At 62.7% G+C, this 12,038-nt stretch carries 10 protein-coding genes; 7 read left to right on the top strand and 3 right to left on the bottom strand.

Features of this window, described 5'->3' with window-relative positions; all coding sequences use genetic code 11:
- Positions 1–87: 87 nt before the first annotated feature.
- Together ACZBJS_RS24100 and ACZBJS_RS24095 are read left to right on the top strand one after the other, a co-directional pair.
- A complete protein-coding gene (locus ACZBJS_RS24100; RefSeq protein WP_076826310.1) occupies positions 88–1,167 on the top strand; it encodes an AI-2E family transporter in 1,080 nt (359 codons plus the stop codon).
- Positions 1,167–1,604, top strand: a complete 438-nt coding sequence (locus tag ACZBJS_RS24095; RefSeq protein ID WP_038374727.1) for a potassium channel family protein — start codon at positions 1,167–1,169, stop codon at positions 1,602–1,604. The genes ACZBJS_RS24100 and ACZBJS_RS24095 overlap by 1 nt, the downstream gene beginning before the upstream one ends.
- 6 nt (positions 1,605–1,610) lie before the next feature.
- On the opposite strand, the gene ACZBJS_RS24090 is transcribed toward ACZBJS_RS24095, so the two are convergent.
- The gene (locus tag ACZBJS_RS24090; RefSeq protein ID WP_316397267.1) at positions 1,611–2,279 is read right to left on the bottom strand and encodes a helix-turn-helix domain-containing protein; all 669 of its coding nucleotides are present in this window, start codon (positions 2,277–2,279) and stop codon (positions 1,611–1,613) included.
- Positions 2,280–2,627: 348 nt separating this feature from the next.
- Here ACZBJS_RS24090 and ACZBJS_RS24085 point away from each other — a divergent pair, with 348 nt between their 5' ends.
- From ACZBJS_RS24085 to ACZBJS_RS24075, 3 genes are all read left to right on the top strand, one after another.
- Positions 2,628–4,376, top strand: a complete 1,749-nt coding sequence (locus ACZBJS_RS24085; protein ID WP_463439370.1) for a sensor histidine kinase — start codon at positions 2,628–2,630, stop codon at positions 4,374–4,376.
- A gap of 118 nt (positions 4,377–4,494) precedes the next feature.
- Complete coding sequence (locus ACZBJS_RS24080) at positions 4,495–5,127, top strand: response regulator transcription factor (protein ID WP_168856818.1); 633 nt, start codon at positions 4,495–4,497, stop codon at positions 5,125–5,127.
- 169 nt (positions 5,128–5,296) lie between these two features.
- Positions 5,297–5,671: a response regulator gene (locus ACZBJS_RS24075; RefSeq protein WP_092084456.1), complete on the top strand. Its 375-nt coding sequence runs from the start codon at positions 5,297–5,299 to the stop codon at positions 5,669–5,671.
- A gap of 16 nt (positions 5,672–5,687) precedes the next feature.
- On the opposite strand, the gene ACZBJS_RS24070 is transcribed toward ACZBJS_RS24075, so the two are convergent.
- A complete protein-coding gene (locus ACZBJS_RS24070) occupies positions 5,688–6,269 on the bottom strand; it encodes an invasion associated locus B family protein (protein ID WP_316397268.1) in 582 nt (193 codons plus the stop codon).
- A gap of 27 nt (positions 6,270–6,296) precedes the next feature.
- The gene (locus ACZBJS_RS24065) at positions 6,297–7,184 is read right to left on the bottom strand and encodes an alpha/beta hydrolase family protein (RefSeq protein WP_456815991.1); all 888 of its coding nucleotides are present in this window, start codon (positions 7,182–7,184) and stop codon (positions 6,297–6,299) included.
- Between the two features lie 163 nt (positions 7,185–7,347).
- On the opposite strand from ACZBJS_RS24065, the gene ACZBJS_RS24060 reads away from it, so the two are divergent.
- Positions 7,348–9,042 carry a SulP family inorganic anion transporter gene (locus ACZBJS_RS24060; protein WP_463439398.1) on the top strand — a complete coding sequence of 565 codons (1,695 nt, stop codon included), beginning with the start codon at positions 7,348–7,350 and terminating at the stop codon, positions 9,040–9,042.
- Positions 9,043–9,227: 185 nt separating this feature from the next.
- Positions 9,228–11,978, top strand: a complete 2,751-nt coding sequence (locus tag ACZBJS_RS24055) for a decarboxylase (RefSeq protein WP_463439369.1) — start codon at positions 9,228–9,230, stop codon at positions 11,976–11,978.
- Positions 11,979–12,038: the final 60 nt, after the last annotated feature.

Raw genomic sequence — 12,038 nt, 5'->3', positions numbered from 1 at the left:
CACGCTTGATCTGAATCAAGCCGTGCGCAGCAAGGCGATGGCATCGCTTCCCGCGTAGCTGCTGATGCTCGATTCGAAAGCACGCTCTTGAAAACCCTTCGCCAGCTCGTGACCGGAGACGAGTTCGTCCAGCTCGCAATTCGCCTCGGATTGCTGGCACTGTTGATCTACTGGTCGTTCGTCCTGGTCAGCCCGTTCGTGCCGATCCTGGCCTGGAGCGTGGTGCTCGCGGTCGCGCTCTATCCCGTCTTCACCTGGCTCGCAGCAATGCTCGGCGGCCATACCGGCGTCGCGGCGCTCGTGCTGACCTTGATCTCTCTGGGAGTCGTCATCGGGCCGGCGACCTGGCTCGGAATTGGAGCGGTAGAGGGGGTGAGGGAGCTCGCCGAACAACTCGGCGCCGGCCACGTTGTCGTGCCGTCGCCGCCGCCCGAGATCAAGGATTGGCCGCTGATCGGCGGCCCACTCCATGAGATCTGGGATAGGGCGTCGACCAATCTGCGTGCCGTGCTGCGCGAGGTCGTTCCGCAACTGAAGCCGTTGGCCGGGACCCTGTTTGCATTTGCCAGCGATGCCGGGATCGGGATGCTGAAGTTTCTGCTGGCGGTCGTCGTGGCAGGGTTTCTGTTTCCCTATGGCTTGCAGCTTGCGGCGGCGTGCCGGAGCTTTCTGTCCCGCATCGTGCCGGAGCAGAGCGAGCACTTCCTCGACCTTGCAGGTGCGACCATCCGGGCGGTTTCCCGCGGCGTCATCGGCGTCGCTGTCCTGCAATCGCTGCTGGCCGGCATTGGCTTCAAGCTGGCGGGGATCCCGAGCGCGGGGCTGCTGGCGTTTGTCGTGATGCTGCTCGCGATCGTGCAGATCGGGGCGGCAATTGTGCTGTTTCCGGTCATCATCTGGCTATGGTCGGCCAAGGATTTCACGACCGCACTCGCCCTCACGTTCTTCTTCCTGGTCGTCGGCGTCCTCGACAATGTGCTGAAGCCGCTGGTGATGGGGCGGGGCCTGACCACGCCGGCGCTCGTCATCTTTGTCGGCGTGATCGGCGGCACGCTTGCCCACGGCATCGTGGGCCTGTTCATCGGTCCAATCATTCTCGCGGTCGCCTGGGAATTGCTCACGGCATGGATCCGGGACGACCGCGCCCGGCTGGCGGGAGAGCGATAATGCTGTTTCAGCTCCTCGTGGGATCGGCGGTGAGCGCGATCAACATCGCGATCCATTCGCTGTGGACCGTCGCGGCGATCGGGTTGCTTCGCAACGTTGCCTTGAGCGCGGCCGGCCGGGCGGGGCTACAGCTCAGCGGCGTGATGGTCGCAACCGCGCTTGCGCTGATGCTGGCTCACACGCTCGAGATCGTGGTGTGGAGCCTGGCCTATTGGGTGCTCGGCGCCGCGCCCGCCGGCAGCAATCTGCTGTATTTCGCCTTTGTGAACTACACCACGCTCGGCTATGGCGACGTCATCCCGGTCAAGCAGTGGCTGTTGATCGGACCGATGGCGGCCATGAACGGCATTCTCATGTTCGGGTGGTCGACCGCGGTCTTGTTCGAGGTGTTGCAAAAGACCATCGAGCGCCAGGCGGCGCTGACGAAATCTCCCTGACGTCGGCTAGTTGTCCAGCCTGGACAGCTGGTCGCGGTCGACCAGCATGATCTCGCGCTGGTTCGAGCCAAGGAAGTTGAGCGCGCCATAGGCGTGCAGCTTGGATAGCGCACGTGACACGGTTTCGAGCGTCAGTCCGAGATAGTCGGCAATATCACGCCGGCACATCGGCAAGGCGACGACACCGACTCCGGTCAGCCGACGATCCATTTCGAGCAGAAAAGCCGCAACCCGCTCCAATGCGGTCTTGCGGCCGAGTAGCAGCATGTGCTCCTCGGCATGCCGCAGGTTGCTGGTCGTCATGACCAGCAGGTTGCGAGCCAGGGCGAAATCGGAGTCGGCCACGCGTTCGAGGCTGATCCGCCTGATCAGGTGCACGTTCGTGTCGACGATGGCTTCCGCGGTAAAGCGATGGGTTTCGGCATTCTCGAGGCCGAAAATATCCCCGACGAGGTGAAAGGCACCAATCTGGCGGCGTCCGTCGGAAAGCAGCTTGTAGCTGCGGACCGCTCCTGAAGCGACCTGGTAGACGTACTCCGCCGGCTCCTTCTCACCGTAGATCTCGGTGCCTTTCCTGTAGTGGAATTCGCTGCTGACGCAGTTGGCGTGCCGGGCGGTCAACCCACCGAGGATGCTCGGCACATTGGCGGGTCTGGCATTGACGCGAGCAAACATGGACTAACTCTCTCGGGTAACAACTGATGCAGCGTCCGCGGCGGCTCGAAATGCTTTTGTCCGCGCGCAATAACTACGACAGGGCCCGGCCGGTCTCTATTGGTCTTGAGGTCATTGTCCTAAAGGACAGGGTGCGCAAAATGCGGCAATTTGTTCGTAAATTGGTGCGCACAGTCTTAGATTACTTTTCAATTTTCTCGGCGACAACCGGGTGCTAGGTTTTGAACCCGTTGGTCTCCGGCTCCGAACGTTATGGGCAGTGCAATTCGGCTCTCTGGACTGATCATCCTGCTGGCTGCTTTGTTGGCACCGGCTGATCTCCGGGCGCAACAAACGCGCCCGCATTCCATGCTGGTGCTGGACCAGTCCGATCGACGTGGCCCCTTCTACTACCAGGTGTTCGTTGGCCTAAGGGATGCGGTGAGCGCTCACGGGCACGCGCCGACCACCGTCTACACCGAAAGCCTCGATCTCAATCGCTTCGGCGGCGAGGCCTATCAGGAGGATTTCCGGCGATTCCTCGAGGCGAAATATCGCGATCGGCCGATCGGCGTGGTGGTCACCATTGGCGCGGCTGCGCTTGAGCTTGCGCTCCGCTGGCGCCCTCAGCTCTGGCCCGACACGCCAATCGTGTTTTCGCTGGTCGAAGAGGCTGATTTCAAGCGATTGCAGCCGCCGGCCCATGTTACCGGCGGCATCGTGAACTTGAAACTCAAGGATGCCGTCACGGCTGCCCGCGCCATGATGCCAGGCCTCAAGACTGTCGTGCTGGTTGGCGCGGACTGGGACCGGCAAGTTCTGTTTCGCAATTGGAAAGACCAGGCAGCGGCCGGCATTCCGGGCCTCGACATCATCGAGATCATCGGACGTCCGATGCCCCAGATCGTTGAGCGGGTCGCGGCGCTCCCCGATCATAGCGCGATCATCTACACGGGCCTCTATAGCGACGGCAAAGGCAACTATTATCCGCCGTCGGATGCCCTCACATTTGTCGCGGCAAGAGCCAATCGTCCGATTGTCGTCGCCGCGGAGACCTTCCTCGGGGCGGGCGGCATCGGCGGATTCGTCATAGTTCCGTCGCTGATCGGTGCCGAGGCTGCGGGAAGGGCGCTGCGCATTCTGGATGGCGAGGCGCCCGAAGGCCTGCCACCGTCGGTCATCGATGCGGTGAAGCCGATCTTCAACTGGCGGCAGATGCAGCATTGGGGCGTCAGCGAAGCCAGTCTGCCAAAAGGTAGCGAAATTCGCTTCCGTGAGCCATCCTTCCTGGAAAAATATCGTTGGCGGGCCGTTGCGCTGGCAGTGGCGCTGCTGGTTCAAACCGCGCTGATTGCGTTCCTGCTCCACGAGCGTCACATGCGGCGGAGTGCCGAGGTCGAAGCCCGCAGTCGCCTGTCCGAGCTCGCCCATATCAATCGGCAGGCTACTGCCGGAGAACTCTCGTCCTCGATCGCCCATGAGCTCAACCAGCCGCTGGGCTCGATCCTGACCAATGCCGAGAGCGCGGAGCTGATCCTCGCTTCGCCGACGCCCGACCTTCAGGAGGTGCGGGAAATCATTTCCGACATCAAGCGTGATGATCTGCGCGCAAGCGAGGTGATCCGCAGGATGCGCAGCCTGCTCAAGCGTGCGCCATTTGAGAAGAAGGAGATCGACCTCAACCAGACCATGCGGGAAGCATTTGATTTCCTCAAGCTGCAGGCCTCGACGCGCAACGTCGCGATCTATCTGCAGACCTCGCCGCAGACCCTGCGGGTGAAGGGCGATCCGGTGCAGTTGCAGCAGGTCATTCTCAACCTCGTCGTCAACAGCATGGACGCGATGGCCAAAATGCCCTACGGGCGCACCATCATCGGCCGTACGGAAGTCAATGGGGACGCGTCGGCGGTGATTTCCATCAGCGATTCCGGGCCGGGAATTCCGCAGGACAGGCTGAACGATATCTTCGATCCGTTTTTCACCACAAAGGAGCAGGGCATGGGCATCGGCCTGTCCATCGCACGGACGATCGTTCTGGCGCATAGCGGCCAGCTCTGGGCCGAGAATCAGTCCGGAGGAGGGGCGGTATTCCACCTTTCGCTGCCGCTGGCCGCGTAGCGCGTTTGGGTCTTGTTTGCCGGAGTGCAAGGTTCGATTTACGACGAACGCAGCATTTTCAGATCGCCGCTGATGGACATTCTACAGGTAGCGGCGATCACCCGGCGATGGAGCAGCAATGCACGCTTACGTGCACATAGTCGACGACGACGCCTCGTTTCGCGCAGCGCTCGAGCGCCGGCTCAAGCTCGCAGGCTATCGTGTCGTCACCTACGCATCGGCCCGGGAACTGCTCGACCAATTGCCCGACGACGAAGGGGCCGGCTGTATCCTGCTGGACGTCCGCATTCCCGGAATGAGTGGTCCGGAGCTGCAGCGTCGCCTCAACGAGCTGGGATCGACGCTCCCGATCGTATTCCTGACCGGACATGCCGACACGGCGACCACCGTCCAGGCGATCAAGGCAGGTGCCGAAGATTTTTTGACCAAGCCGATCGCGTCGGAACAGCTGATCGAGGCGATCAATCGCGCCCTTGCGCGGCACGAACTGGCCCGCGGCCGGCGAACCAGGCTCGATTCGCTGCGCGCGCTGCTGGCGAAGCTGACCCCGCGCGAGCGGCAGGTGTTCGATCTGATTGTGTGCGGCCGGATCAACAAGCAGATTGCTCACGAGCTTGGCACGACCGAACGCACGATCAAGGCGCATCGTCACCAGGTCATGGAGAAGATGCAGGTGCAGTCACTTGCCGAGCTGGTTTCGATCGCCGAGCAGCTCGGCACGCGCGCATCCGGTGGCGAGGTCAAGGCTTGATCGGCCTGGCAGCTCTGCCCCTCCTGTCCCATGGTACAATATGAAAGCTCTGTGACGCGGCGTATCTCCGATCTTGGCCGCGAGAATATTGCGCGCCGGTAGCCGCTTGACGTGGCCTTTATCCATACGCGGGCGAAGGTCATTCAGCGATAGGGTGAGGCTTCAGGATTTGCCGACCGCGAAACTCGTTTTCGTCGTGGATGATAATCCCTCCATGCTCCGTGGAATCGGACGGCTTCTACGGCAGTTTGGATTTGCATCCAGGTTATTCGAGACCGGAAGCGCGTTACTGAGACATGGCAGCTTTGACAGCGCGGTCTGTCTGATATTGGACATCAATCTCAGCGATGGGTCCGGGATCGAACTGCGGCACCGCCTGGCGGATCAGGGCATCGAAATCCCCGTCATCTACATCACCGGAAATGACAATCCGGCGACGCGCATGGCGGCAACGGCATCGGGATGCGTGGCCTATCTGACCAAGCCATTCACGGCCAATTCGCTGATCCAGCCGATTGAACGGCTGTTGGCCGGCGTGGTCTAGCGGTTGCCGGTCTCGATCATTCATCGATGACTTGATCGAGCGTCAGCGCAGGCGCGCCCTTGCGCACGCTTGCAAAGCGGTCGAGCGGCACCGATGTCGTCATCGTCAAAATGCTGGTGTCGACGACCTCGATCGAGAGCGTCTTTCCGCCATCCATGTCCTCGAGAAGCTTGGGATCGGCGACATCGGCCGCGATGCACATGTTGGTCGCGCACCAGGTGTAGGGCAGCCGATGAACCGCCTTCTGGTCGACCGATAGCTTGACGCCGGCTTGCAGATACATTCCGACCGGCAGGAATAGCTGGACGCGGCTGCTGCCGTCCTCTCGCTCGATCAGATCGAGGCGAACGGCCGTCTGCCCGGTGGGGAAGGTGCCGGTGATCGTCGTTCGGCACAACGTCTTGGCGCCGGCGGCGTTGAAGCAGACCTTTCGCCACTCGCCATACTTGATGTCTCGCACCGGCTGACGTGCCCCCCGCGGGGCTACTTCGCCGCCGTCCTTCACCGTAGCAGGCGGTGAGGGCGTCTGTTGACCGTGGGCAGCACTGATGCCGGCCGCAAACAGCGCCAACTTCGCCAAGGCACCATATCGGACCATGGATGCTCCTCCAGCGGGAACGGCCGCCTAGCGAACCTTGTCTAGAAATCGTTCGACCAAAGGCGACCACGTGGGAATGGAATCGCGAGAGCCGATCAGGAAATGTCCTTCGTCGCCGAACGGCGGCAAAAGATGGTACTCGGCACGACCGCCGGCGCGCGTGAAGGCCTCGTGCATTCGCTTCGACAGGGCCGGGCCGAAGAATGTGTCGTTCTCGATGTAGAACCACAGCATCGGCACCCGCGATGTATGGCCAAACATGCCGGTGGCCTCGACCAGTCTGTCGGGGCCGCAATTGTTGTTGGGTTTGCCATCGACGCGGCCGCCGCGGCCTGCGGCGAAGGTGATGATGGCCTTGACTTGCGGCGGGTTGAGGCTCGACAGCGCGATCGCAGCCCAGCCGCCGGCCGACTGTCCGACGACGATGACATCCTTCGGCAAGGTGCGCTTTTCGGCGGCCATGTAATCAATGATCCAGAGATCGACCTGCGCGACGGCGAGGCCCGCATCGAGGAAATTCGGATTGGTGCATTTGCCGACCTTGGAGAAGAATGGGCCATAAAGACCGCGTTCAGGAATATCGATGGCCGCCGCGCCATAGCCGGTACCGACCGGCGCCACCACGAGATAGCCGCGCCGTGCAAACCACATTGCGGCATCGCGAAATTCGACCAGCGGGAAGAAGCTGCGATCCCTGGCATTCAGTGACACGCCGTGGTTCATGATGACCAGTGGGAAAGGGCCATCGCCGAGCGGACGGACCAGATAAGCGAACATCGGCAGCGGGGTAGGCAGCGCCCAGATCTCTTCCTGGATGCGCTGGGACGTGTCTTGGTCCTCCGCGCGCGCCGGAGCGATCAGGCCAAGCAACAGCAGCGCTGCGGTTGCGAGGGTCCGTAAGCGGTGCTGACGCATGCCATGCGCTCCGGCAGTCATCTGGCAAATCTGCAGGTCACGACGATCGAGCCGCGCAAGATCAGAAGCACATTTGAGCACTTCGAGGCTTGATCTGAATCAACGCGCATCGGGCCCGCCGGCGCAACCACATGCGACCATTGTGCGTCATACGGCGGGCTTGATGTCGATCCAGGCAGAGACGAGTTGGATGCGCTGGTTTCCGCCGGCGAACTGGCTCGCCGACTACCGGGCATCCTGGCTCGGGGCGGACGCAATCGCCGGGGTCACGCTGGCGGCCTACGCGATCCCGGTGTCGCTGGCCTATGCGGGGCTCGCGGGTCTGCCGCCGCAGATCGGCGTCTATGGCTATCTGCTCGGCGGCGTAGGCTACGCCCTGCTGGGCTCGTCCCGGCAGCTCGCGGTCGGACCCACGTCGGCGATCTCGCTGATGATCGCCGGCGCCGTCGGCATACTGGCCGGCGGCGACGCCACCCGTTACGGGCAGATTACCAGTCTCGTGGCCTTCAGCGTCGCCGTGCTCTGCCTGATTGCCTGGCTGTTCAAGCTCAGCCTGCTGGTGCGGCTGATCAGCGACAGTATTCTGGTGGGCTTCAAGGCCGGAGCGGGGCTCACCATCATCATGAGCCAGCTGCCCAGCCTGTTCGGCGTGGCAGGCGGCGGTCACAATTTCTTCGACCGCGCGATCAAGCTAGCGGGCCAGCTCGGCGACACCAGGCCGTTGGTGCTCGGCATTGGTGTGGCTGCGATCGTGCTGCTCCTGTTCGGTGAGAAGAGACTGCCCGGAAAACCCATTGGGCTGGCAGTGGTCGCGCTGTCCGTCCTCGCGGCCAGTGCATTCGGGCTCGCAGAATTGGGACTTCCGGTGACCGGGCCGATCCCGACCGGGTTGCCGACGATGTCGTTCCCGACGTTTGGCTTGCTTGAATTTGACGATCTCTTTCCGATCGCCGCCGGATGCCTCGTGCTGGCCTATGTGGAAGGGGTGTCTGCCGCGCGCAGCTTTGCGGCAAAGCATGGCTACCCGCTGGATGTCAGACAGGAGTTTCTGGGACTCGGCGCGGCCAATCTCGCCGCGGCCTTCGGGCATGGTTATCCCGTCGCCGGCGGGTTGTCGCAGTCGGCCGTGAATGACGCCGCCGGCGCACGCACGCCGCTGGCGCTGGTGTTCTGTTCGGCAACCCTCGCGCTCTGCCTGCTGTTCTTCACGGGCCTCCTGACCAATCTGCCGAAGACCGTGCTCGCCGCGATCGTTTTCTCAGCCGTCTACAAACTGGTCGATATTGCGGCGCTCGCCAGAATGTGGCGGATCAGCCGGATCGATTTCTATGCCGCTATCATCGCGCTGGTGTCCGTCCTGTTCCTCGGGATATTGCAGGGCGTGCTGCTGGCGGCCGTCGCTTCGATCTTCCTGCTGCTGTTGCGGGCGTCGCAACCCAATATCGCGTTTCTGGGCCGTCAAGCCGGCAGCGGGCGCTATTCCGACCGGGCGCGACACGATGATGTCGAGCCCTTGACCGGGATCATCGCGTTCCGCCCGGAAACCTCGCTGCTTTATGTCAATGCCGAGACGATCTTCGAAACGGTGCTGGCGGCGCTTCGGATGTCGCCCGACGTCAAGCTGGTGGCCTGTGACCTGTCGGCCTCGCCGTTCATCGACCTTGCGGGGTCGCGCATGCTGCACGACCTTCACCAGGAACTCGCATCGCGCCAGATCACATTCTGCATCGTCGGCGCGCACGCGCAGTTGCGGGATCTGCTTCGGGCGGATGGTCTTGCCGACAAGACCGATAGCGGCGACTGGATGCGTACGCTCGACAGCGTATTGAGCAACAGGAAGCCGCAGGCAGGAATCTAGCGTGCGCGGCCGCACGGACTGCCGCGACATTCCAGCCTTGTTGCGTCGCAAGACGTCGCGACCATGCGCGCTTGGGGAGCTGTCTCAATCCAGCTTGCAGCTTGACTTGGATCAAAGGGCGCAACGGGCCCGGTTTGTACGATTGGACAGAACCAGCGCTGAGATCACGAGATCGGGAGACACTCATGGCCAACGACGCGAAGCCGGCTCAGCAGCGCATCGATCAGTTCTTCTCTGGGCCCGGCGGACGAGCCGACAATTGGCGCGATCTGGTCGAGGCGGCGAAGGTGTGGAGCAGGGGCGGCAACCGTGCGGCGTATGACGCGGCGCTGTCGGCGCTTGCGGTGACGGAGGAGTTTCACGGCTATCCGGGCCTTCGTTTGATGGCGGCGCTGAAGGAAGCTGCGGCGGAGGGCGACGCCGCCACCTCGCATATGCTTGCGACGCGGATCGCCCAGGCGCTTCAGACAAAATCCTTCCGCCAGCATGCAGGTGACTGGAGCACGCAGGACGAGGGCAATGGCGACGTTCCCGATCTGCTTCCGCCAACTCTGGGGCAATCGGCGGTGCGCCGTCCTTACTTCGAGACCCTGATCGTGACCGGGGTGCCGGCCAGCAACTGGCCCGGGCTCCTGGCGGAATGGCGCAAGCTGCGGCGTCCGGTCGACGCCTTCATCTATGAGCCCGTGGTCGTGGGCAACCTCGAGGACGCCTTCTGTGCGGCCATGCTGAACCCCAATATTGCGGCGGTGGTGATCAATGAAGGCTTCGGGCTGCGCTCGCGCCACGATGCGCCGGTGCTTCGTGCCATGACCGGCGCCATGGGGCTCAGCGAGGAGTCCGATGCGTCCGCGCTCCGGTTGGCCCATATCCTGAAGCGGGTGCGTCCCGAGCTTGACCTCTACCTGATGTCCAACCGCGACGTCGAGGAGTTGGCCGGCAATCCCGAAGCCGATGTGGTGCGCCGCGTGTTCTACTCGGTCGAGGATATCCTCGAATTGCACCTTTCAATTCTGGAGGGCGTGCAGGATCGCTTCGACACGCCGTTCTTCGACAATTTGAAGAAATATGCGCAGCGGCCGATCGGCACATTCCACGCGCTGCCGATCGCGCGCGGCAAGTCCGTGTTCAAGTCGGACTGGATCCGCGACATGGGCGAATTCTACGGGCTAAACCTGTTCCTTGCCGAGAGCAGCGCGACCACCGGCGGCCTCGACAGCATGCTGGAGCCGACCGGCAACATCAAGAAGGCACAGGAGAAGGCCGCGCGCGCGCTCGGCGCCGACCGCGTGTACTTCGTGACCAACGGCACCTCGACATCCAACAAGATGGCGGTGCAGGCGCTGCTGGGTCCCGGCGACATCGCAATCGTCGACCGCAATTGCCACAAGTCGCACCACTACGGCATGGTGCTGGCCGGCGCGCAGCCGCTCTACGTCGAGGCATTCCCGATGACGGAATACTCGATGTATGGCGCGGTGCCGCTACAGACGATCAAGCAGGCACTTCTGAACGCGAAGGCGGATGGCCGGCTCGACCGGGTCAAGCTGATCGACCTGACCAATTGCACCTTCGACGGCCACATCTACAACACGCGGCGGGTGATGGAGGAATGCCTCGCGATCAAGCCTGACCTGATCTTCCTCTGGGACGAGGCCTGGTTCGGCTTCGCGCGGTTTTCGCCGTTCCTGAGGCGGCGAACCGCGATGGGCGCGGCGAATGAGATCGAAGCCTGGATGCGCGATCCCAGGTCGGTCGCCGCCTATGAGAAACAGCAGGCCGAGCTCGGCAAGAATCCGTCCGACGAGGTTCTGCTCAAGACCAGGCTGATCCCCGATCCGCGCCAGATCCGGCTGCGCGTCTACCAGACCAACTCGACGCACAAGTCGATGTCGGCGATCCGCCAGGGCTCGATGCTGGCGGTCAAGGACATCGAATTCCACACCGTCGAAGCGCAGTTCAAGGAGGCCGTATTCACGCACGCCTCGACCAGCCCGAACCAGCAGCTGATCGCGAGCCTCGACGTCTCGCGCCGGCAGATGGAGCTCGAGGGATATGGACTGGTGGCCAATGCCATGGAGATCGCGTTCGCCATCCGCAACGCGGTCAACACCAATCCGTTGATTTCGAGATATTTCCGCGTTCTTGGCGCGGATGCCATGGTGCCGAAGCAATACCGCCAGAGCGGATTCACCGACTATCTGGCGGCCGGGACCAACTGGGCTAGCGCCCTGAAGAGCCTGAACGACGACGAGTTCTGCCTCGATCCGACCCGCATGACGCTGGTCTGCGGCACCGCCGGGTACGACGGAACGTCGTTCAAGGGGCTGCTCGCCAGCCGCTACAACATCCAGGTCAACAAGACCTCGCGCAACTCGGTCCTGATCCAGTCCAACATCAACAATACGCGGAGCGACGTCGCGCATCTCGTCCGGGTGCTGGCCGAAATCTCCGGCGAAATTGATCGCGGCCTCGCCAAGGGCGGCGCGAACGCCAGGGCCGACTTCGACATGCGGGTCAACAGCCTGATGAAGGATGTCCCCGATCTGCCGAACTTCTCGCATTTCCACGACGCCTATCGCGGCGATGCCGGCGCGAAGACGAATGAGGGCGACATCCGCGGCGGGTTCTATTCGGCCTATGACGCGGCAGGATGCGAATATATTCGCCTGCACGATCCCGAGATCGACAGGCGTCTGAAGAACGGGCCCGCTCTCGTCTCCGCCAACTTCGTGATTCCCTATCCGCCGGGCTTCCCGATCATGGTCCCTGGCCAGGTTATCACGCAGGAGACCATCGATTTCATGCGCAAGCTGGATGTGAAGGAGATCCATGGCTACGACGCGGCCGAGGGCTTGAAGCTGGTGACGACCGAGGCATTGGGCAGGATGGGCAAGCCGCGAGCGGCCGCGCCGAAGTTCAAGGCTGCATCATAGACGAAGGAGATTCCGCAAGGCGTCTTCGCATTCTTGCGGCGATGAGTCTTGCGCAACGAG

The sequence above is a fragment of the Bradyrhizobium sp. KZN70725 genome (assembly GCF_055264925.1).
This window is presented reverse-complemented; position numbering and strand designations above follow the sequence as displayed.